The sequence below is a fragment of the Reichenbachiella carrageenanivorans genome, from assembly GCF_025639805.1.
Taxonomy (GTDB): Bacteria; Bacteroidota; Bacteroidia; order Cytophagales; family Cyclobacteriaceae; genus Reichenbachiella; species Reichenbachiella carrageenanivorans.
In genome coordinates this window covers 4,360,866-4,382,036 of the sequence record NZ_CP106735.1, presented here as the reverse complement: position 1 = coordinate 4,382,036, position 21,171 = coordinate 4,360,866, and the positions used below count along the sequence as shown (strand labels likewise).

Sequence of the window (21,171 nt, the reverse complement as noted above, 5' to 3'; positions counted from 1 at the left end):
TGCCTGCAATCAATACAATTTTTTATACAAACTAAAACGCTTATCACATGATGAAAATTTATTCACTGATATGTTTACTGCTATTTGCAGCTAACATCACGTACGGGCAATCGCCCGCGAAAACGACCAACCCTAATGACACATGGGAGATCAGATGGAGTGCTTCGGATGAATTCAACGGTGGATCGCCCGATTGGGCCAAGTGGATTCGAACCGGAAACTTACCCAATACCTCGTCATGGCTTTGGGACAATACCAACAATGTAAAGGTGGAAGATGGTATCGCTGAGCTGACTATGAGTCACAATGCGGGAAACGTGCCAGCGCAGGGGACTTATTTTAAGTCTGGTATTCTCAAGTCTTACAACACTTTTACCTATGGGTATTTTGAGGCGAAAATCAAAGGTTCGCCATTGTCTGGGTCTGGTGTTTGTCCTTCTTTTTGGCTGTTTAGCAATTTTGATGACAGTGCACCAGAGGGAGAGACTATTTATTCCGAAATTGACGTAGTAGAACTGCAGCAATTCGACTGGTACGAAGGGCATCAAGATGATGTCCGAGATATGGATCTCAACCTGCACGCTGTGGTCAAAAAGAATGGAGCCCGTGAATGGCGTAGACCTAAACAATATCCAGCCGAGCAGCTCAACAAGTGGAGAGCACCTTGGGATCCTCGAAACGATTTCCATATCTATGGCTGTGAAGTCAATGAAAATGAAATCATCTGGTATGTGGATGGCGTAGAGGTGGGCAGAAAACCCAATACCTATTGGAATCGTCCGATGAATGTGACTTTGTCTTTGGGGTTGAGAAAACCATTTGTTCAGTTTTATGACAATAGAAACAATGCCATCAACCCAGTCACTGACCCAGAGGCCAATGCATTGTTGTCTGAAATGCCTACATCGATGTATGTGGATTATGTCCGAGTTTGGGAGAAATCCGGCACCAACAACAACCCGCCGCTTCCTGCTGGAGAGCTAGGCAACGACGACTTCGAATTGGGCAATCTCGATTATTGGGGTGCCAGTTCGGGAACTATCGCAGCCGTGAATAACAATGCACACACAGGCACCTACTGTGCTTCAGTGTCCAATGCTAGCGTGGCTCAGATCGTAGCACTAGAAGCCAACACAACCTATACCGTAACGGCGTATGGGAAGGTAGCCGCTGGAAGCACCAATGCCTTTATGGGTGTTTCAAAGGCGATTTCTAATGAATTGATAGATAATTTTGAATTTACCAGTACGTCGTACAGTCAGGGAAGTATCACCTTTACCACTGGTGCATCTGCGGAGTCGTACCGGTTCTGGTATTGGAGTGGAGGTACCGCATATTGCGATGATTTCGATTTGACCACAGGAGGAACGACCAACCCTCCTACGAATGTAGCAGTATCGGGTGTCTCTGTAGCGCCAACCAACTTGAGCCTGACTGCCGGCCAAACCAGCAACCTCGCGACAACGGTAAGCCCATCTAACGCCACCAACAAAGCAGTGACATGGAGTACTAGCAACCCCACAGTGGCTACGGTCAACGGTAGCGGCATCGTGACTGCCGTAGCTGCAGGGGCGGCGGCTATCACCGTTCAGTCTGTCGATGGAGGGCATACAGCCACTGCAGCTGTGACGGTATCCGCTCCGCCAGTCAATACTAACAAACTGGACAATCCCGGCTTCGAAACGGGTGATATGACCGACTGGACTACAGCAGGAAATGCCAGCGTGGTGTCGTCCAACGTCCATTCAGGTGCTTATGCGGCCTATGTCAATGGCAATGGGTCGGTCAATCAGACCGTGAGCCTGCAGCCAAATACGACCTATACAGCCTCGTGTTTTGCCAAAGTGGGTAGCAGTGGTCAGAGTGTGTACCTCGGTGTCACCAATGAGACTACCAGTACATTTATTATCAATACACTAATCACCAGTACCACTTACGTTAATTCAGAAATAACTTTCACGACTGGTAGCGCTACCCAAGATTATAAAATCTGGTTTTGGAATAACGGAGGAGGACAGTACTATGCCGATGATTTTACGCTGACTGAGCAAGGTGGTGGTACGGGTTCTGTTGCCGTTAGTAATGTCGCTGTTTCTCCAAGTGTTGCCTCACTGAATGTGGGAGCCACCATCAGTGCAATGGCCAGTGTGTTGCCAGCCAATGCGAGCAACAAAGCAGTAAGCTGGTCTTCGAGTCATACGACTGTAGCTACCGTGTCGGCTAACGGTTTGATTACGGCAGTAGCAGCTGGCAGTGCTACGATTACCGTTTCTACCAACGATGGAGGGTATACGGCTACCTGCGTAGTCTCTGTGCAGAGCACTGGTGGTGGGTGTTCTGTTCCAGCCTGGCAGCCTACCTCTTATAGCAAAGGAGAGCAGGTCAGTCACAATGGCCATCTCTATGAAGTGAAATGGACCAGTGGAGTGAAAAATGGAGGATGTGAACCAGGGCCTTGTGCAGGGTGGATAGACTTGGGCAACTGTAGCTCTGCAAGAATAGGCGATGCTGATGTGGAGGAGACTGTCAGCGAAGGCTGGTTTCAGGTTTTTCCTAATCCAGCTAAAGACTATATCCAGATCGAATTGAAGGATGCCTCAGCAGGACAAGTGTCCGTATTGGATATACAAGGCAAGGTGATTTTGAGAAAGCGCCTTGAGCATGGCAAGTTGACCTTAGATACCAATCAGCTGTCAGGATTGTATCTGTTGAAAATAGAAACCACAGATCAATCTTATTTGAGAAAGATTATTGTTGAGTGATTTTGATTTGACAGACTAACTTTTAGTGATTGCGATGAAAGAGGTTGCCTCGGCCTACCCATTGTAAAGGGTGTAGGTGTTGAGGTAGCCTCTTTTTGTTTGTCGTCTCTAAGCCACTATATGAAGAAATGTCTATTAGAATTACCAACCCATCATTATCTAAGCCTTTCGTAAACGTTGTGACTAAGTGCAATTTTTAAGTTTGTTTGCTAATATATCGTCTTGTTGATTTGATAGTTGCCAAAACATTTAAAGATTTCGTCTTTTACTAAAACTTCATTTTTGCCTGTTTGGAAGTCTATGAAAGGTATCGATCAGCGTCTGTTATGTGGATTTTCCTTGAAAAATGCCTCAAACAAAGTTTTCTTCTTTGGCAAATGAGAGAGTTCCCTTTGTAAAACAATTTGAATATCAGAGATGGTAATTTGAGCTTTAGTTATGTACTCATCAACGTTCTGTGTATGGACAGTAGGGCAGATTCGAAGCAGTTCACTTTCGGGTTACCACTAAGCCAAAACAAACGTTTTTTTACTTTTAATTTTTATTTCAACAAACGTCAAAACTTTGTTTTGGCGTTGCCTGCTCAAAGAACAGGACTTTCAATTTAGCTCTAATGCCCTATTGGCTATGCACCTTGTTGGCATTAGTTTTCTTCTTTTAGTTTGTATAAATATCCTTTTCCAACAGATAGAAATATATTTTCTTCATCTGTTATAATACTTGATATTCCTGCTTCACCTTTGGTATTGAAACTCCAATTGCTTTCACCACTTCTCATATTAAGGCAAATCAATTTATTGTCGTCATTCATAAACAAAATGGATTCTCCAACAATTTTAGGTAGGCTTTCAATACTTCCATTAGACTCGAATCTCCACAGTTCCTTAGATTGAATACTTCTTTTACCAAGTAAGTTTTTCTTTTCGTTTATCTCATAGGCATAAAAAACACCTGAACTATCCCCAAAGTACAGATTGTTATTATCAGATATAATAGCTCTTATCGATTCCCTAATACCTGTTTCTATTTGGTGAAGAAGCTTTCCCTTATTGCTGTCATAAATGTTTATCAAACCATGACCACCAACAACAATTAATTCATTGAATGATATCGGATTAAAGATGTAAGTATTTTCTTCTGTCGCTTCCCAAATTAGTTTGCCAGTGTTTAACTCTAAACATCTAATTAGTTTCTCCGTGCATTGATATACTTTTTCATTACTAATCAATGGAATATATGAGTGCCCACCATTATCAAAAGACCATTTTATGGACTGAGAATCTAAATCAAGACAGTTCATTTTTTTAGTTCCTTGAACGCCACCTATTACGATTCTATTGTCACTGATGGCAGAAGAATGTCCACACCTATCCATTTCTAATTCAAGTGTTGATACCAACTCTCCATTTTGTGATTTAAGTTCGTTTAGTTTACCGTCCATGCAGCAAATCAGAACATTCCCATTTGTGGATTCTAATATGTTATTAATCACAAAAGGGTAGTCATATTCCCATTTGACTTCAAAGTCATTTTTATTCAAACAGACCATCTTGCTTGCTACAAAACCTTTTTTGTCAAAAATGAAAGGAACATAAATACGTTCACCTATTATGAGTGGTTTTCTTGACGAGATGTTTCTTTCTCCTTTTAATTTAAATTCAAGAAGTTTACTTGCTTTCATTCAGTTCCTGTAATTAATGCCAACGCCACTGTATCAAGCGTGGCGTGTGATATAGTTTAAGTTTCGGCTACAAGATAGCCAAATCTCTGATTTGCGCTATCCCTTTTTGATTCCATAGTGCTAATCTGAGATATGGCGGGGATTCCAAAATGCAGAGAGCTTTCAGTTACAACTGAACCGCCATGATTTGATACAGGATGTTAGCGATATTTTAATTCGTACGAGTAATTGTTAACTCTTTAATGGCCTTGATTTTCTCTGCATATTGAGGTTTCGAGCTAAAAATATATGCCTGGTTCTTTGTGTCTGTTCCTACATTGTAAATGTTGACTCCATACTTAACAAAATACTCACTGATTTTTCTCATGCTGTTAATTTTTCCTGTTAAGAAAAGTGAGTCTGGAATAATTGCATGATACTCGTTGGGGAAGTCTTTGTCAGTGCCGAACCATATGAATTCATGCATACCATTTCCAATATAGTTTTCTATATCATTTTGAGTTCGAAGGTATCCGTAGGAACTCTGATCTGAAACAGTTCTCAATTCTGATAATGCCGAATCCTTACCGTGAAGTACTGTTAGTAGTTCGTATTTCGAGAAGTTTCCATTCAAGAGAGTAATCGAATCTGGGTAATTCTGCAATAAATATTGATAATGTTGGTTTGCCGAATCTTGTAAGCCAATTCTCTCAAGACTTAAACCGTAAAAAAGATTACAATAAGAAAGTGGAAGGGAATCAAAAAGTTGTTGGCTGAGGACGATAACCAAGCTGTCATTTTTGTCATTAAATGCGTTGTTAATCACTTTAGGCAAAACGTACGTATTGTTAGGGGCAACTGAATATAAGCTATCAATAAGTCGATAATATGCCTTGTTGAATTTAGGTATGGATTCAATACTATCTATTTGACTAATAAGCGAGTTAACAATTTGTTCGTTGGTTGGTGGTTTTTCCGAACAACTAATAATGGCCAACGCCAAAGTTGTGATTAGTAAGTATTTCTTCATTAAGTATTGATGATTATCGCTAACATCCGGATATCACACACTAGTGGTTGATATATCCATTGTAGTCGTTTTTATCCGTTTAAAAATACGGTTTATTTTTTTGTTTTTGGGGAATCGTTGTTGCTTTTTTAGATAACCGCAGGGCGGTATGGCTATTTAATTCGACAGCCGACCGGTCGTTGGTAGGTGAGGGGGACGGTCTTGTTGGTGAGTATGCTATTGAGAGTCATCTGCACGTAGTTTTTTCGCACAGTCGATTCGGATTGTGGGCTGTCATCTATGGCGCCTTGGTATACTTTGCGATAGCCCTCGGATATGGGGGTAAGGATGATTACTTCAGGGTTCTTCTCTACGTTTAGCGCTTTTCTTACTGTGTGATTTTTGTCGGCTAGGTAGAGTACATTTTGGTTTGAAGTATTGGCTTCGTCTTTCATATGCTTGATGGTTTCTTTGTTGGAGGGGTGGTTGGCGTTGGCATTCACAAAGGCAAAGCGCACATTTTGACTGGCATACTGGTCAGACATAGACGAAATCCGTTCCTTGTATAGCTTGGCATAGGGGCAGTGAATACTGGTATATACCAAGACAATGGCACTGTGCGAATCGAATTTGGCAAGCGTGATGTCAGTGTCCGTCAGGACATTGTAGAGGGGGAGCTCTTTGCTTACATAGTTTTGTCCAAAGCTGCGCAGTGTGATCACCAAAGCGATAAATATTAGGTAGAGTTTACGGTTCATAGCGGTTGTTTTGGTTGCGTTCAATAAAGTTATAAACTTTATTGAGTTTTCATCATAATCGCATACCTCAAACGTTATAAACCAGATAATATTCTGAAACTTTTTCGTATTTCAGCAGATGTTTTTTTTCGGCATCGTCGAGCAATATTCTCGCATGTATTTGGTCTCCCCTTATTTCGTCGATGACTAGTTGTTTTGCAAAAGTCAAACGTTTTCTGCCATGGATTTTATACAGTACTTCTTTGGCCGACCAGTGTATGCAGAGCTGGTGGAGGTTGGTGTCGCAGCGTCTCAGTTCTATAGGGTTGAGAAACTTGTGTTTGATGTTCGTTAGTTGTGGGCGTACAGATTCTATGTCGATGCCACATGGCGCTGTGGGATGAATCGCACAGGCCACCATGGGATAGCTGTGTGAGATAGATAACTGATAGTTCGACTGGATCAAATGCGGCTTGCCGTACTCATCTTTTTCGATACCGTGATAGGGGATTTGCTGCGCTTCACATAGGCGCTGCGTCAATAGACGTGAAGCCAGAAATTCCATGCGTTTTTTGGGATTTAGGTGCGCCAGATCAGGCCGAAGGTAGTCGAGGTCTTTGTCGTTTTCGCCAGAGACCTCTGCCAGACCAACGCTGGTTCCATGAGGATTGGGTTTGATCCAATGCACCTGCATTGCCTAAGCTTCTTTGTTTTCCAATCTGCAGTTGGCAATGTCCAGTGCTGCAAAAATGGCTGTACGCATCGAGCCTTCATCTGCCTGATTTCTTCCTGCGAGGGCATAGGCCGTGCCATGGTCTGGCGATGTGCGTACAAACGGTAGTCCAGCGGTAAAATTGACCCCTGTAGAAAAGGTGAGACTTTTAAATGGGATCAGTCCTTGATCGTGATACATGGCCAGCACAGCGTCAAATTTGTGATGTTCTCCAGACCCAAAGAAACCATCAGCAGGGTAGGGACCCATCACGATTTGTCCTTTGGATTTGAATTCTTCTATGGCTGGTCGGATGATGTCTATTTCTTCACTGCCGAGTAGTCCATCCTCGCCAGCATGAGGATTGAGTCCCAGTACGGCAATTTTTGGTTTGGCTATACCAAAATCTTGCTTGAGCGATTTCGTCATCATCTTCACTTTTTTGATGATATTTTCTTTGGTAACCTGTGCGGCTACGTCCTTGAGAGGAATGTGGCCAGTGAGTACGCCCACACGCATGGCGTCGGAGACCATAAACATCAGGCTTTCCTTGGTGCCGGCTTTTTCAGCTAAATATTCGGTGTGGCCAGCAAATTTGAAATTGTCATTTTGGATGTTGAGTTTGTTGATCGGGGCAGTAATTAGTGCGTCGATTCTGCCTTCTTTCAAATCGTTGGTAGCGGTTTCGAGTGCTTGGAAGGCACACTCGCCTCCTGTGCTATTGTCTTGTCCGGGAGTGACCTCCACGGTATCTTCCCAGCAGTTGATCACATTCACTTTGCGGTGGTAGGGTTTGGACAGGTCGTTGATAGGCGAGAAATTAAAATTGTCGAGGTTCAACTGCTTTCTATAAAACGAAAGTACTTTTGCTGAGCCATAAATAATGGGAGTGAAGTACTGAGTCATCTTATTGTTGGCTAGCGCTTTGATGATCACTTCTGGCCCTATACCGTTGATGTCGCCCATGGTGATGCCGATGAGCGGTTTTTGTTTATGGCTTTTAGATTCTTTGTCCATGTCTAATGTCGAAATTTTATTGATCCATTTCTACCAAATTGGCTGTTGGATCATCTACATTTAGGTATGTATTGAATGAATATTTGATCGCAATTTACACGGAATCCTTGAGATACCCTTACGAAATTATAAAGGGATCAAATTAGAAAATATAGGAGGAAACAGTGTCTGTTTCCTTATTAAATCATAACACAAATATGGCCGGAGTAAAGCCCAAAAAACAACTAGGACAGCACTTTCTCAAAGATCAAAACATAGCTGAAGACATCGTAAAAGGCTTGTTTGATGTGACAGAGGCCAAACAGGTACTAGAGGTAGGGCCAGGCACGGGTGTGTTGTCGGATCTGATGGTAGATAAGCCAGAGATCAAGGAGTTGGTTTTGATGGATCTGGACGAAGAGTCGATCGACTACCTCAAGCGTAGATATGTGGGCAAGAATGCAAAAATCCTACATGCCGATTTTCTAAAATGCGACTTTAAAGCATTTTTTGGGGATGAGCCCATCAGTGTCATTGGCAACTTCCCTTATAACATTTCTTCTCAGATATTTTTCAAGGTTTTAGAAAATCGAAATCAGGTAAACTATGTCGTAGGCATGATCCAAAAAGAAGTGGCCGAACGTATTGCCTCGAAAGAAGGTAACAAGACCTACGGCATCCTTAGTGTGCTGCTACAGGCTTATTACGACATCGAATATTTGTTTACCGTGCCCCCTCATGTTTTCAACCCACCGCCGAAGGTCAACTCAGGTGTGATCAGGCTGGTAAGGAACGATGTGACGCATCTCGGGTGCGACGAAGCACTCTTTAAGCGAGTAGTGAAAGAAGGATTCCAAAAGCGCCGAAAAACCTTGCGAAACGCCCTGAAAGGGCTAAATTTGCCCGAATCTATGCAGGAGATGGACGTGCTCAACAAACGAGCAGAACAGCTGTCTGTCGCAGATTTTGTCGAATTGACTAAACTAATAGAGGGATGATAGAGCATATGGAGTTTGAACTGTCCAAAGAGTACTTGGACCGATTTACCCAAGCGGTAGATGGGCATGAGGAGGACTTTATCAAAACTTCGCTCGAAGGGGTCAATCCTGCCGATATTTCAGAGCTGATTCGAGAGCTCGACGCCGATCAGACTAAATATGTGATAGACCAACTCGACGTGGAAGTAGGCGCGGAAATTATCGTCGATTTAGAAGAAGATCGACAAGCCATATTTCTGCAAAATTTTACTGCCGAAGAGCTGGCCGGATTTGTAGATCAGATGGACTCCGATGATGGGGTAGATGTGATCAATGAGCTGCCCATCGAAAAGCGTGAGGAGGTAATAGCCTCAGTAGAAAACGAAGAAAAAGCTGGATATATCTTAGACCTGCTGCGCTACGAAGAGGATGTAGCAGGTGGTCTGATGGGTAAGGAGATGATTCGTGCCAATCTGAATTGGACGATCCAGCAGTGTATAGAAGAAATAAGAAAACAAGCCGAAAACGTAGAGAAAATCTATTCGGTCTATGTGGTAGACAACGATGGCATACTTCTCGGTAGAGTGTCGCTCAAAAAAATCATCCTCTCCGAGCCAGACGCGTTGGTAGCAGATATCTATGAAGCAGATATTGTATCTGTAGGTACACATGCCGACGAAGAAGAGGTGGCGCTTACCATGCAAAAATATGACTTGGAAGCACTTCCTGTAGTAAACGTGAAAGGCAAACTGGTGGGGAGAATTACGATCGATGATGCGATCGACGTGATGACCGAATCGGCCGAAGAAGAACGACAAATGATGGCTGGTATCTCTGGAGATGTGGAGCAAGACGATACTGTATGGGTGTTGTCCAGAGCCAGACTGCCTTGGTTGGTCATTGGTCTGGTGGGCGGTTTGCTTGGAGCCAAGTTCATCAGCCTGTTCGAAAAAGACATTGCGCTTATCCCTGCGATGGCGTTTTTTATTCCGCTCATTACTGCCACAGGTGGCAATGTGGGCATTCAGTCTTCATCTATTGTAGTGCAGGGTTTGGCCAGCTACAATGCCTTTGAAGATTCGCTATTCAAAAAAATGGTCAAGGTACTTTTTGTTGCCATAGTCAATGGAATCATTCTGGCGCTGATCGTTTTTGGAATTGTGATTTTTTCTACTTCAGATCAAGCCATGGCAGCTACGGTTTCCATTGCTTTGTTTAGTGTAGTGCTATTGGCCTCATTTATGGGTACGATCACACCATTGATCTTGGACAAGATCGGAATCAATCCTGCCATGGCTTCTGGCCCCTTTATTACTACCGCCAATGACCTCTTGGGGCTTACGGTTTATTTTCTAGTTGCACACTTTCTATACGGTTTTTAATCTAATGTCAAATCGGCGTATTTTGATCATCGATGAAATGCACGATAGCATTTCTCCACTACTTACTCAGGCGGGTTTTGAACCGGTCTATGCTCCTAAAATTTCCCGAAAGGAAATGATGCAGCATAAAGTCCAGTTTGTAGGGTTTGTAGTGAGGAGCAAGACGACCATCGATCGAGAATTGCTCGAAGGTCAGACCGAACTGAAATTTATCGCCCGAGCTGGGGCGGGCGTGGATCAGGTGGATGTGCCCTATCTAGCGTCCAGAAACATCACCCTGCTCAATGCACCAGAAGGCAACCGAGATGCACTTGGCGAGCATGTGCTGGGCATGTTGCTTTGCTTGTCCAACAACCTGCGCCATGCCGATATGGAGGTGAGAAACAAGGTGTGGGATCGTGAGGGCAATCGAGGCTTTGAAATCAGTGGCAAGACTGTGGGACTACTGGGGTATGGGTATATGGGTAGCGCTGTCGCTGAAAAATTGGCTGGGTTTGGTTGCCGAGTGATCGCATATGATAAGTACAAAGAAAACTATGGAGACCTCTATGCGGAGCAAGTCGCTATGGAAGATATATTTGAGCAATCAGACATATTCAGCCTGCATGTGCCACTCACTACAGAAACCAAGTGTCTCGTGGATTTGGAATACCTAAGAAAATTCAAAAAACCGATTGTATTTATCAATGCTGCTAGGGGAGAAGTAGTACCACTCAAAGACTTGCTAGACGCACTAGACGAAGGAACGGTACGCATGGCTGCACTAGATGTGCTCGAAAATGAAAAATTGAGCTTTCTCAAAGACGACCAAGCCATTACATTCAATCGGTTGATTAAGAACGATCGGGTATTACTTTCTCCACATGTGGGCGGTTGGTCTTTCGAATCCTATCAGAAAATCAATGAAGTGCTTGTGGACAAAATTAAGCAGTTGGATCTACCCTGATCCATGACTGACGGTTCTGCTGATGCCTGTGAAAGGAGGTTCTTTCTTCTCTGGCAGTTTTTATTCCGATGGTCTTTGCTAGTGAGGTCTCGACAAGCAACTAAATAATGGCTACAAGCTATTATATGTAGGAATTAACTCAGTTCTTCGTTTATTTGTCGCACTTAATTCAATTGTTTGGAACAGGCCAAAGACATACTGAAAAAATACTGGGGCTACGACGCTTTTCGTCCGATGCAGGAGGAGATCATTGCTTCTGTGATGGCTGGTCAAGACACATTGGCTCTATTGCCTACTGGGGGAGGGAAGTCGATCTGTTTTCAGGTACCAGGCTTGATGCTCGATGGTATCTGTTTGGTCATCTCTCCACTCATCGCACTGATGATCGACCAAGTGCAGCAGCTCAAAAAAAGAGGCATCCCTGCTGCGGCAGTCACTTCTGGTATGCCCAAGCGAGAAATAGATATTCTGCTCGACAACTGCGTCTTCGGCAAGGTGAAATTTCTGTATGTTTCTCCTGAGCGACTCAAGTCTGACCTTTTTATAGAACGCCTCAAGCGCATGAATGTGAGTCTATTGGCGATCGACGAGGCGCATTGTATCTCACAATGGGGGTATGATTTTCGTCCGTCGTATGTGGAGATTGCTATGATCTATCCTTGGATGGAGGAGGTCAAAAAAATAGCCTTGACCGCTACGGCTACAGCCGACGTGTCTAAGGACATTTGTGAGAAGCTGGAGTTTGAATCGCCAGCGGTATTTCAAAAAAGCTTTGCCCGATCCAATCTGTCATATTCAGCATTCGAATTAGAAAACAAAGGGCCAAAACTGATCGAAATTCTGAACAACGTGAAAGGCTCGGCGATTGTATACGTGAAGAGTCGTCTTGAAACCCAAAACGTGGCGAAGTACCTCTATCAACATGGCATCTCTTCGGATTTTTATCACGCAGGATTAGATCCAGTGACGAGAAACAAAAAACAAGAGGAGTGGATCAAAAACGTCCGTCGGGTGATGGTAGCTACCAATGCCTTTGGGATGGGGATAGACAAGCCCGATGTGCGCACGGTGGTACACTTAGACTTGCCCGAATCCTTGGAGGCGTATTATCAAGAGGCGGGTCGTGCAGGTCGTGATGAGCGAAATGCCTTCGCAGTGTTGCTATACAATACGGCGGACCTTTTTCGCTTGAGCGAAAATGAAAAACACCGCAATCCCACGCTAGACTATGTGCAGCGGGTCTATCAGGCGATTGCCAATTATTTTAAACTTGCCACGGGCAGCAGCCAATGGCAAAGTTATGATTTTGACCTGAAGCAGTTTGCATCTACCTATCAGCTCAATCCCCGGGAGGCTCATTTCTGTATTCAGAAACTAGAGGAGATGGGATTGATTTTGGTCAGTGAGAGTCTCAATAAATCCAGCTCGGTCAAGTTTGCGCTCGACGCCAATGAGGTGTATAAGTTTACGATTTCCAATGGTGGCTATCAGTCGCTGATCAAGTCGATGCTTCGGTTGTACGGGGGTGGACTCTATGTCGATTTTACGTCCATCTCGGAGTTTGAAGTGGCCAAGCTCAGCAAGTCGGCCAAGAGTGAGGTGGTAAAGAAACTGCAACTGCTGGAGCAACAGGGCGTAGTGGTGTACGATCCAATGAAAACCTTGCCACAATTAACCTACCTGACACCGAGACTGCCCGTGTCCGATCTCAAAAGGTACTACAATCAAGTGGCACCTCGCCATGCGGTGATCAAAGAAAAAGTAGAAGCCATGAAGGCTTATGCTGCCAATACTTCGAGCTGTCGTACCCGTATTTTTCAAGAATACTTCAACGAGAAAACCTACCTCAACTGCGGGGTGTGTGATGTCTGTATCAAAGCAAAAAAGCAGGAGAAATTTCTAGCAGCTATAGAGGAAGCCAAAGCGGAACTACTGGCCCTGGTATCTAGCGGTATAACCTATATCGACGATCTCAAAGAGGCTACAGAGACGAAAGGTGATTTCGTGTTTACCGAAGCCATTCGATACCTTGTGGACGAAGGACAGGTAAAGATGGAAGGCTACGATCAGTTGATATGGGTTGGTTGATTACGCTCGGTTAGAAATATTTGGTTTTCCTATCGGATTTCCCTTCGCCTGATCAAGGTATAATTAGAGAAGCGTTGTATTTTTAGGGATACAAAAACACAACGCATGAAACGTATCCTTTACTTATCACTTCTTACACTCATTTATTCATTCGCTACGCTGAGCGCCTATGCCGAAGTGCGATTACCCAAGATCGTATCTTCTAATATGGTGCTGCAGCGAGACGCTACCGTGGCGCTTTGGGGTTGGGCAGATGCGGGTGAGCAGCTGACCATCAAAACATCCTGGCTTGCCAAGGAGCTCAAACTAACCGCCGACAAGCAAGGCACGTGGCGAGTAGATGTGAAAACCACCAATAGCAAAAGCCCACAGACGATAGAAATCAAAAGCAAGACCTCGGAGATCAAGTTAGATAATATCCTTTTTGGTGAGGTGTGGCTATGCTCTGGTCAGTCCAATATGGAGCAGCCAGTCAAGGGATTTAGTGCTCAGCCTACCTATGGAGGATTGATGGCCACGGCCAAGTCGTCCAATCCAAACCTGCGTTTGTTTACTGTGGGTCGTGCGTTCTCAGTTACGCCCTTAGCAGATTTGGAGAAAGGCAATGGCTGGCAAGTGGCCGATCCGGATCAGGTGAGTGAGTTTAGTGCTGTGGGTTATTTTTTTGCTCAGCAGTTGCAGGAGATTTTGGATGTGCCTGTAGGTGTGATTCATACTTCGTGGGGAGGGAGCAAGGTAGAAGCTTGGATGAGCCAGGAAGTACTCGGCCAGTATGAAGAAGTAGCACTAGATGGGGTGGATCTGTCTGATCACACCCAGTGGATACCTACAGTTTTGTTTAATGCAATGGTGTACCCATTGATGCCCTTCACGATCAAAGGTGTGCTGTGGTACCAAGGAGAGTCTAATCGCAGAGATCCAGAGAGGTATAAAAGTACTTTTCCTGCCATGGTCAAAGATTGGAGAAGCCGATGGGGACTAGGCGATTTTCCATTCTATTATGTGCAGATCGCACCCTATAGGTACAAAGCCAACGGGGGCTATCAAACACCGGATAACTCGGCATTTATCAGGGAAGCCCAGTTGCAATGTCTGGATTCAATTCCGAATTCGGGTATTGCCATCACGATGGATGTAGGGGATTCGCTTTGGATTCATCCGCCGAAAAAGAAAGAAGTAGCAGACCGACTGTTGTTTAATGCACTTAATCAAACCTATGGTTTCAAAAGTGTAGACCACGCATCACCCGTATACGAGTCGCAAGAAATCAGTGAAGGAAGCATCTTGCTCAGTTTTGCACATGCCGAGACGGGGCTGTATGCTTATGGACCGTTGAGCGGGTTCGAAATAGCGGGCGCAGATCATGTGTTTTATCCCGCGCAAGCCCAAATCGTAGACCGTATGAAAGTGGAAGTACAAAGCGATCAGGTGCCAGCACCAGTGGCTGTTCGCTATGCTTGGCGCAATTGGGTGGAAGGTACACTCTTCGATACCAACCTACTGCCTGCCTCATCTTTCCGGACGGACAACTGGACAGCAGCTACACGGGCAGGGGAGTAAGGCGAAAGGGGCTAAGAGTAGTAGATCTGCGTAGCTCTTTGAGAATAAAGAAATATATTTTAAGTACAACATAAGGATATATTACCCATAAGTAAGTGATATTCGGATGTTAGCCTTCATTGCGAAGAACTTAAACCATGAACCTATTCGAAAACCCTATTACAAAAGTCCTCTATGAAAACTGGTGCGAGAAAATAAATGAGAGATTCCCTGAACTTGAATTCTCTAATAATAACATTCTTTCATTAATTGATCATAGCCAGACGTTATCATCAAATTCTAAATTCTTCGTATATTTGAATATGGCAACAGTTGGAACAAAATATAGAATAACCCTGATCGAACGAATCAAGTCAATTCAAGATCGAGATATCCTTGATGAAGTTAATCGACTACTTGAAGTTGACATTGACGATACCATTTACAACACTACTAAAGAACAAAAACAAGAAATCGAGCAAGCTCGAATCCAATTAGCAAATGGTCAAGGGGTTTCATCTGAACAGGCAGACAGAGAAATCGAAGAATGGCTTTCAAAATAATTTGGTCTCCTCTTGCCCAGCAAAAGCGAAAAGAAATACTGGTTTACTGGAAAGAACGAAACGGAAACAACAGCTATAGTCGAAAACTAAATGCTCTTTTTGTCGAAGCAGTAAAGCTGCTATCGAAATTCCCAAACATTGGTAAAGACTCCGATATTAAAGATGTAAAAGTAAAAATTGTCAGAGATTACCTTCTATACCGACCTGAACATATTAACAGTTTGGAATAGCCGACAGGATCCCGCCGAACTTAAAATAAGATGATAACATAGTGTAGGCACGAATGCCCTTGCGAGCTTTCCGAATCAATGTCAGAATCAGCACCACCGCTCCTCGCGGAATCTCTACAATACCGAGAAAGCATTCGTGGATTTTTTGGTTGCTAGAGGGGGAGTGCCACCCTGATACTATGCATTCGCAGGGAGTGAAAGTGAGTGTAAGTTACTTCGAGCGTTCGATGGTGAACTGGACGAGCTGCTCTAGGGATTGACGAGCAGGCGAGTCTGGGAAGGTTTTGAGCATTTGGATGGCATCGGAATGGTAGGTGTTCATGACATCCGTAGCGTAGGCTAAGCCTTGTTTTTCTTTCACAAAGTCGATGACCTCATTTACCTTCTTGGTGTTTTCGCTGTGTCTTTTTATGATACGTTTGATGCTGTTTTTTTCTGAACTAGTCGCCTGATTGAGCGCGTGGATCAGTGGTAGGGTCATTTTTTTCTCTCTGATGTCTATGCCTAGCGGTTTGCCGATTTCTTGCGTGCCATAGTCGAATAGATCGTCTTTGATCTGAAACGCCATGCCCACCTTTTCACCAAATTCTCCCATGGTCTGTACGGTCACGGGATCGGCACCAGTAGAGGCAGCACCTACTGCACAGCAGGCTTTGATCAGGCTGGCCGTTTTTTGTCGGATCACTTCATAGTACACTTCCTCGGTAATGTCCAGTTTTTTGGCTTTTTCCATTTGGAGCAATTCGCCCTCGCTCATTTCTCTAATGGCCACGGAGACTAGCTTGAGCAAGTCAAAGTCTTCATTTTCTATGGATAGCAACATGCCTCGCGACAAAAGGAAATCACCGACCAAAACAGCAATTTTGTTTTTCCATAGGGCATTTACAGAGAAAAATCCTCGGCGATAAGTAGAATCATCCACGACGTCGTCGTGTACCAGAGTAGCAGTATGCAGCAGCTCGATGAGTGAGGCGCCTCGGTAGGAGGCCTCAGAGACCTGGCCGGTAGTAGCGGCACTCAAAAAGACAAACAAGGGTCGCATTTGCTTGCCTTTGCGTTTTACTATATATGCCATGATTTTGTCCAGAAGCATTACATTGCTCTTCATGGACTGTCTGAATTTTACTTCGAATTCAGCCATTTCATTGGCTACAGGGGATTGGATGTCTTTTATTTTAAGCGCCATTATTTCGGCGCAAATTAATACAATGAGTGATTAGACTGAAAATAAATAGAAGGTTCTTGTCAATTATTTCAATATTGTCGGTAGGATGTTGATATTTGGTTCAACGCCAAGTAAATGATATGATTAAAAAAGAAATAATACTGACGTCAAAACATCACAACAGATCCTTTGCTGTTGATCTCAGGTATGAGCCTGATGGGACGCCCAAGCCTGTGGTTTTGTTTGTACATGGTTTTAAGGGATTCAAAGATGCGATGCATTTCAATCTCATGGCGAGTGAAGTAGCTGCTGCAGGATATGTCTTTGTGAAAATGAATATGTCTCACAATGGGGTGACACCAGAGCAGCCATTGGATTTTGTGGATTTGGAGGCTTTTGCCAACAATAACTTTAGCATAGAGCTTGACGATGTGGAGTTGGTGATAGATAAGATTACCAGTGAGGGGTTGGGTGTTTCGGCAGAGGAGATCGATACTTCGTCACTTTGTCTAGTAGGGCATAGTAGAGGGGGCTCTGTGGCTATACTCAAAGCTTGTGAAGACACACGTGTAAAAAAGCTTGTGACATGGGCCGCAGTGCCAGACCTAGAGCGATTTTGGACGCCAGATTTTTTGGCTGATTGGAAAGCTAAAGGAGTACAATACATTAAGAATGCCAGAACCAAGCAGGATATGCCGATGTATTATCAGATGGTGGATGATTTTGAAGCCCATGCTGATCGGTTCAGGATCGGGAGTCAGTTGACCAAACTGGCCATCCCATTTTTAGCTATACATGGTGATGAAGATGAGACCGTACCTGTGGAGTCGCTGCTGATGTTGAAGAGTTTTTATCCTGCTGCCGAAACTTTTCGTATCGCTGGTGCAGGACATACTTTTGGGGGCAAGCACCCCTGGATAGATACCCAGTTGCCCGATCACTCGGTGCAATTGCTGTCACGCATGATATCCTTTCTGAAAGCCAGTTGATGCAGCCCATACTACTGAAGTGCTATTTGGGTAAGAGTGGCGACGCACAGTATATGCTGGTGCTTTACGACGGTTTGTTGGTGGTGGTGTTCAAGGGCAAGCGTATGGATTTTCCCTTGTTCACGATCAAAGGCATGATGATCAATCGTAAGAAATTAATTATCCCGCTTTTGGTGGGTGGCATAGGTACTTGTTTTTCTTGGTTGGCCCTGTCACTAGGGTGGTACCATTATCAAACGAATTTGCTTTTGGTTTTTCTGTTTTTTGGATGGATGTATTATGGTTTTTTAGGAAAGGATGGATTGGAGATTAACGAGGGCAAACACCAGCATATGTTTTTGATCAAAGCCAATCACTTTGTGCTGAATACCTTTTTGAAATTTACGAAAGAAAGAATACATCAGATTCCACCTTCGCCAGCTTCTATCTGTTTTCACTTGGTTCACAAAGCTGACTGGGAGGCGCAGGAACTGAGCACGCTCTATGTGCACCCATCGCTCGATAGTGAGGGTTTTATACATACGTTTTATCTATCGGAACTACTCACTAGTTATCACCAGTATTTTAGCCCTACGGACGAGCTGATATTGTTGGGTATAGATCTGGCTCAGGTGGAAGTAGAGGTGAAAATCACCGAAGTGCCTTCACGGCAAGCGTTGTTTCCACATATCTATGGGCGACTGAATAAGTCGGCGATTGTGTTGCTGCGAACAATCCAATCTGCTCAAGATTTAGAAATTAAAACAATTACTTAGTTTTGTCGTAATATTGCGATTATGGGACTATCAAAGACTGAAAAATTCACTACACATCAGAATGAACTGGCGATCATGTCAAAGGCACTTGGGCATCCAGCCAGAATTGCTATTTTGGAATATTTGCTCAAGGCTAATAACTGTATCTGTGGGGATATAGTGGGTGAGTTAGGACTGGCGCAGGCTACGGTGTCTCAGCATCTCAAAGAGCTAAAAAACCTTGGCATCATCAAGGGAAGTATAGAGGGTACGAGTACTTGCTACTGTATTGATTCTGAAAAATGGGAGTCGATATCGGAAGCTTTTTCACGATTTTTTGGGCAGCGAGCTGCTTGTTCGGACGCTTGCTGCTAAACTACTTTTGCTTTTCTTGAAGCAGAGCCAAAGCGGCATAGGCCTTGTGATCTATTCCTACCTTGTATGGGTGTTTTTTGTAAGACATGGCTTTTTCGTAGTAAAATTGAGCCTTTTCATAGTCTCGTCTAGCCTCATAGATATAACCAGTATAGAGGCATGCCGATGGGGCATAGTACCAATTCTCTTTTCCTGATTTTTTGATGGCGTTGAGGTAGTTGAATATAGCTTCTTCTTCTTTATTCATTTTGTCATCGAGTCTGCCATAGCGATAAAAGTATTCTGATTCTTCTTTCTTATCTATCAGAGAGCCTTGTTGTATTTTTTTTAGCGCCTGGGTAGCGAGATCGAAATAGCCTCCGTCGGTGGCCAGTCTGGCTTTCATAAGAAGAGGGTTAGGAAAGGAACCTTCGTTGAGCATGCTGCTGGCATTTTTATCCGCAGCAGCAAAGGTTCTGCCAGTATTCTTGGCTTTGTTCCAGTGTATTTCAGCCATTTTTTCGTTGCCTTCTAGCCAATAACTCAAGAATATTTTGAACCAAGTGTCTTTTACGTAGTTTTTGCCTTTGTATTGATTTATAAACTTGGATAGGTGGTATCTAGCCAGAGGGTATTGTTGCTTTTGCATGTAGATGTCGCCTAGTTTGTAGTACACATTGTCTATGTGTAGATAGTCGGAGCTGGCAAACAGGAGCTTGCGCAAATTGGGAAGGGCTTGTTCGCTTTTGGCGTATTTGATCAAGGCTGTATTGTACAGATAGTTTACAATCAGATTGTCCGTATGAGCTGCCCGGAGTTCGTTGAGCAGCGTCATGGTTTGTTCTTCTTTGTTGAGGATGTTTATTGCGATTAGTGATTTGATAAGTCCAGTCTCGAGCCAGTATGGATTATCTGGTTGGATCTTGTTTAGCTCACTCCAGCCAAGGACTGCGTTGGCTTTGATGCCGAATAGTTTGAGTATCCAATGGTAACTTTCAGGTACGACAGCAAACAAAACGTGCAAGGAACCATATGATTTGTAATTGGTCGTAAAGTCTGGGAATTTTTCAATATTCTTTTCTACATAACTGTAGGCTGCTTTGAGGGATAGGCCAGCCTTCATGTCTTCTTCAAACATGATTTTGACTATCGCCCATTGGATTCTGATTTCGGCATTATAGTATCTGTAATACGGATCATTTTCATCCATTTCTTCCAGACCGTTTAGGTGGTCTTCTTCACTGTCTTCATATTTCTTGTAGAGGGAAGGGTCTTCGGTGATGAGTATTTCTATCACGTCGGCCAGACTTTTCACATAGTGATAATGGCCTAGTTGTGCTTGGTTTGGAATGACTTGGTTGAGTGTAGCTCTGCCGCTTTCGAGTTTGAGTTTCAGTATGTCGTGGTAGGCATCGAGTATCTCAGGGTGATTTTGGATGCTTTGTGCTTGGCTAGGTAGACAAACTAGGCAGGTGAAAAACAAAAAAAGGTGAGCCATGCCCACCTTTAAATTATTTATATGTTTTTGAAGTGCCTTCAAATTCATCTATTTCTTTGCCGCTGCTTTTCTTCTTGTTCTAGTAGGCTTCTTCTCTTCTTCTATCACTTCTTCTACGTCTGCCAATACCCTACCGCAGTGCTCGCATACGATCAGTTTTTTCTTCTCTCTGATCTCAGCTTGCTTCTGAGGAGGCACGATATTAAAACATCCGCCACAAGCATCTCTTTTTACGGGCACTACTGCTAGTCCGTTTCTTACGTTTCCTCTGATTTTGTTATAAGACAAAAGCAAACGTTCTTCAATGCTCTTAGCCGCTTTTTCTCTTCCTTTGAGTAGCTTGTCTTCTTCCTCTTGGCTTTCTGTAGTGATATTATCTAGTTCACCTTTCTTGCTGTCAAGGTCTTTTTGTCTTTCTTCGAGGGCATTTTTAGTGTCCTGAATGGCTTCGTTTTTCGCCTCAATATTGGCATAAGCCTCTTTGATTCTTTTTTCTAGAATCTGAATTTCAAGCTGTTGCAACTCTACCTCTTTGGTGATCGCATCATACTCTCTGTTATTTCTAACATTCATCTGCTGCTCCTCGTACTTTTGGATCAGTTTTTCTGAATCCTTGATGGCAGTTTTGTTGTTAGAAATGGCCAATTCTAATTCTTCGATTTGGCTATTATGATTGTTTACCCTAGTTTCATATCCGGCTATCTCATCTTCGAGATCCATCACTTCCTCAGGTAAAGCCCCTCTGACTTTTATTAATTCGTCTAACTGTGAATCTATTGACTGTAATTTTGTTAGAGCTTCGAGCTTTTGCGCTACCGTACTTTCCATGT

19 protein-coding genes are annotated in these 21,171 nt (G+C 43.6%); 11 read left to right on the top strand and 8 right to left on the bottom strand.

Annotated features, from left to right (window positions below):
- Positions 1-47 precede the first annotated feature (47 nt).
- Positions 48-2,762 carry an Ig-like domain-containing protein gene (locus N7E81_RS17675; protein ID WP_263050929.1) on the top strand — a complete coding sequence of 905 codons (2,715 nt, stop codon included), beginning with the start codon at positions 48-50 and terminating at the stop codon, positions 2,760-2,762.
- Positions 2,763-3,405: 643 nt separating this feature from the next.
- Here N7E81_RS17675 and N7E81_RS17670 read toward each other — a convergent pair.
- The 5 genes from N7E81_RS17670 to pdxA all read right to left on the bottom strand — a co-directional run bounded on the left by N7E81_RS17670 (position 3,406) and on the right by pdxA (position 7,897).
- On the bottom strand, positions 3,406-4,443 hold the full coding sequence (locus N7E81_RS17670) for an outer membrane protein assembly factor BamB family protein (protein ID WP_263050928.1): 1,038 nt from the start codon (positions 4,441-4,443) through the stop codon (positions 3,406-3,408).
- A 211-nt stretch (positions 4,444-4,654) separates the two neighbouring features.
- On the bottom strand, positions 4,655-5,452 hold the full coding sequence (locus N7E81_RS17665; protein ID WP_263050927.1) for a hypothetical protein: 798 nt from the start codon (positions 5,450-5,452) through the stop codon (positions 4,655-4,657).
- A gap of 152 nt (positions 5,453-5,604) precedes the next feature.
- The gene (locus N7E81_RS17660; RefSeq protein WP_263050926.1) at positions 5,605-6,189 is read right to left on the bottom strand and encodes a redoxin family protein; all 585 of its coding nucleotides are present in this window, start codon (positions 6,187-6,189) and stop codon (positions 5,605-5,607) included.
- Positions 6,190-6,256: 67 nt separating this feature from the next.
- Positions 6,257-6,862 carry a 4'-phosphopantetheinyl transferase family protein gene (locus N7E81_RS17655; RefSeq protein WP_263050925.1) on the bottom strand — a complete coding sequence of 202 codons (606 nt, stop codon included), beginning with the start codon at positions 6,860-6,862 and terminating at the stop codon, positions 6,257-6,259.
- Positions 6,863-6,865: 3 nt separating this feature from the next.
- Positions 6,866-7,897 (bottom strand): 4-hydroxythreonine-4-phosphate dehydrogenase PdxA, encoded by a 1,032-nt coding sequence (gene pdxA, locus N7E81_RS17650; protein WP_263050924.1) that lies wholly within the window; start codon positions 7,895-7,897, stop codon positions 6,866-6,868.
- Positions 7,898-8,094: 197 nt separating this feature from the next.
- Between pdxA and rsmA the strand changes: the two genes are divergently transcribed.
- The 7 genes from rsmA (at position 8,095) to N7E81_RS19525 (ending at position 15,601) form a co-directional block, all read left to right on the top strand.
- Positions 8,095-8,874, top strand: a complete 780-nt coding sequence (rsmA, locus tag N7E81_RS17645; RefSeq protein ID WP_263050923.1) for a 16S rRNA (adenine(1518)-N(6)/adenine(1519)-N(6))-dimethyltransferase RsmA — start codon at positions 8,095-8,097, stop codon at positions 8,872-8,874.
- Positions 8,871-10,235 carry a magnesium transporter gene (gene mgtE, locus N7E81_RS17640; protein ID WP_263050922.1) on the top strand — a complete coding sequence of 455 codons (1,365 nt, stop codon included), beginning with the start codon at positions 8,871-8,873 and terminating at the stop codon, positions 10,233-10,235. The genes rsmA and mgtE overlap by 4 nt, the downstream gene beginning before the upstream one ends.
- A 4-nt stretch (positions 10,236-10,239) precedes the next feature.
- On the top strand, positions 10,240-11,181 hold the full coding sequence (locus N7E81_RS17635; RefSeq protein WP_263050921.1) for an NAD(P)-dependent oxidoreductase: 942 nt from the start codon (positions 10,240-10,242) through the stop codon (positions 11,179-11,181).
- A 177-nt stretch (positions 11,182-11,358) separates the two neighbouring features.
- Positions 11,359-13,269 (top strand): RecQ family ATP-dependent DNA helicase, encoded by a 1,911-nt coding sequence (locus N7E81_RS17630; protein WP_263050920.1) that lies wholly within the window; start codon positions 11,359-11,361, stop codon positions 13,267-13,269.
- A gap of 105 nt (positions 13,270-13,374) precedes the next feature.
- Positions 13,375-14,829 carry a sialate O-acetylesterase gene (locus N7E81_RS17625; RefSeq protein WP_263050919.1) on the top strand — a complete coding sequence of 485 codons (1,455 nt, stop codon included), beginning with the start codon at positions 13,375-13,377 and terminating at the stop codon, positions 14,827-14,829.
- Between the two features lie 137 nt (positions 14,830-14,966).
- Complete coding sequence (locus tag N7E81_RS17620) at positions 14,967-15,371, top strand: hypothetical protein (RefSeq protein ID WP_263050918.1); 405 nt, start codon at positions 14,967-14,969, stop codon at positions 15,369-15,371.
- Positions 15,356-15,601, top strand: a complete 246-nt coding sequence (locus tag N7E81_RS19525; protein ID WP_407692704.1) for a type II toxin-antitoxin system RelE/ParE family toxin — start codon at positions 15,356-15,358, stop codon at positions 15,599-15,601. Before N7E81_RS17620 ends, N7E81_RS19525 begins: the two co-directional genes overlap by 16 nt.
- Positions 15,602-15,812: 211 nt before the next feature.
- Here N7E81_RS19525 and N7E81_RS17615 read toward each other — a convergent pair whose 3' ends face one another.
- Positions 15,813-16,787, bottom strand: a complete 975-nt coding sequence (locus N7E81_RS17615; RefSeq protein WP_263050917.1) for a polyprenyl synthetase family protein — start codon at positions 16,785-16,787, stop codon at positions 15,813-15,815.
- Positions 16,788-16,906: 119 nt separating this feature from the next.
- Here N7E81_RS17615 and N7E81_RS17610 point away from each other — a divergent pair, with 119 nt between their 5' ends.
- Genes N7E81_RS17610 through N7E81_RS17600 form a run of 3 tightly spaced genes read left to right on the top strand, consistent with a single transcriptional unit; the run spans position 16,907 to position 18,864 of the window.
- Positions 16,907-17,755, top strand: coding sequence for an alpha/beta hydrolase family protein (locus tag N7E81_RS17610; RefSeq protein ID WP_263050916.1), 849 nt, complete (start codon positions 16,907-16,909; stop codon positions 17,753-17,755).
- On the top strand, positions 17,755-18,510 hold the full coding sequence (locus N7E81_RS17605) for a DUF952 domain-containing protein (protein WP_263050915.1): 756 nt from the start codon (positions 17,755-17,757) through the stop codon (positions 18,508-18,510). The genes N7E81_RS17610 and N7E81_RS17605 overlap by 1 nt, the downstream gene beginning before the upstream one ends.
- Positions 18,511-18,531: 21 nt before the next feature.
- On the top strand, positions 18,532-18,864 hold the full coding sequence (locus N7E81_RS17600) for an ArsR/SmtB family transcription factor (RefSeq protein WP_263050914.1): 333 nt from the start codon (positions 18,532-18,534) through the stop codon (positions 18,862-18,864).
- A 1-nt stretch (position 18,865) separates the two neighbouring features.
- Here N7E81_RS17600 and N7E81_RS17595 read toward each other — a convergent pair whose 3' ends face one another.
- Together N7E81_RS17595 and N7E81_RS17590 are read right to left on the bottom strand one after the other, a co-directional pair.
- The gene (locus N7E81_RS17595; RefSeq protein WP_263050913.1) at positions 18,866-20,341 is read right to left on the bottom strand and encodes a hypothetical protein; all 1,476 of its coding nucleotides are present in this window, start codon (positions 20,339-20,341) and stop codon (positions 18,866-18,868) included.
- A gap of 48 nt (positions 20,342-20,389) precedes the next feature.
- Positions 20,390-21,169, bottom strand: coding sequence for a zinc ribbon domain-containing protein (locus N7E81_RS17590; protein ID WP_263050912.1), 780 nt, complete (start codon positions 21,167-21,169; stop codon positions 20,390-20,392).
- Positions 21,170-21,171: the final 2 nt, after the last annotated feature.

Coding starts and splice junctions, on each gene's coding strand:
- rsmA (WP_263050923.1), top strand. CDS start 8,095: ATGGCCGGAGTAAAGCCCAAAAAACAACTAGGACAGCACTTTCTCAAA.
- mgtE (WP_263050922.1), top strand. CDS start 8,871: ATGATAGAGCATATGGAGTTTGAACTGTCCAAAGAGTACTTGGACCGA.
- N7E81_RS17615 (WP_263050917.1), bottom strand. CDS start 16,787: ATGGCGCTTAAAATAAAAGACATCCAATCCCCTGTAGCCAATGAAATG.
- N7E81_RS17605 (WP_263050915.1), top strand. CDS start 17,755: ATGCAGCCCATACTACTGAAGTGCTATTTGGGTAAGAGTGGCGACGCA.
- N7E81_RS17590 (WP_263050912.1), bottom strand. CDS start 21,169: ATGGAAAGTACGGTAGCGCAAAAGCTCGAAGCTCTAACAAAATTACAG.
- N7E81_RS17665 (WP_263050927.1), bottom strand. CDS start 5,452: ATGAAGAAATACTTACTAATCACAACTTTGGCGTTGGCCATTATTAGT.
- N7E81_RS17600 (WP_263050914.1), top strand. CDS start 18,532: ATGGGACTATCAAAGACTGAAAAATTCACTACACATCAGAATGAACTG.
- N7E81_RS17595 (WP_263050913.1), bottom strand. CDS start 20,341: ATGGCTCACCTTTTTTTGTTTTTCACCTGCCTAGTTTGTCTACCTAGC.
- N7E81_RS19525 (WP_407692704.1), top strand. CDS start 15,356: ATGGCTTTCAAAATAATTTGGTCTCCTCTTGCCCAGCAAAAGCGAAAA.
- N7E81_RS17625 (WP_263050919.1), top strand. CDS start 13,375: ATGAAACGTATCCTTTACTTATCACTTCTTACACTCATTTATTCATTC.
- N7E81_RS17655 (WP_263050925.1), bottom strand. CDS start 6,862: ATGCAGGTGCATTGGATCAAACCCAATCCTCATGGAACCAGCGTTGGT.
- N7E81_RS17610 (WP_263050916.1), top strand. CDS start 16,907: ATGATTAAAAAAGAAATAATACTGACGTCAAAACATCACAACAGATCC.
- N7E81_RS17620 (WP_263050918.1), top strand. CDS start 14,967: ATGAACCTATTCGAAAACCCTATTACAAAAGTCCTCTATGAAAACTGG.
- N7E81_RS17670 (WP_263050928.1), bottom strand. CDS start 4,443: ATGAAAGCAAGTAAACTTCTTGAATTTAAATTAAAAGGAGAAAGAAAC.
- N7E81_RS17635 (WP_263050921.1), top strand. CDS start 10,240: ATGTCAAATCGGCGTATTTTGATCATCGATGAAATGCACGATAGCATT.
- N7E81_RS17675 (WP_263050929.1), top strand. CDS start 48: ATGATGAAAATTTATTCACTGATATGTTTACTGCTATTTGCAGCTAAC.
- N7E81_RS17660 (WP_263050926.1), bottom strand. CDS start 6,189: ATGAACCGTAAACTCTACCTAATATTTATCGCTTTGGTGATCACACTG.
- pdxA (WP_263050924.1), bottom strand. CDS start 7,897: ATGGACAAAGAATCTAAAAGCCATAAACAAAAACCGCTCATCGGCATC.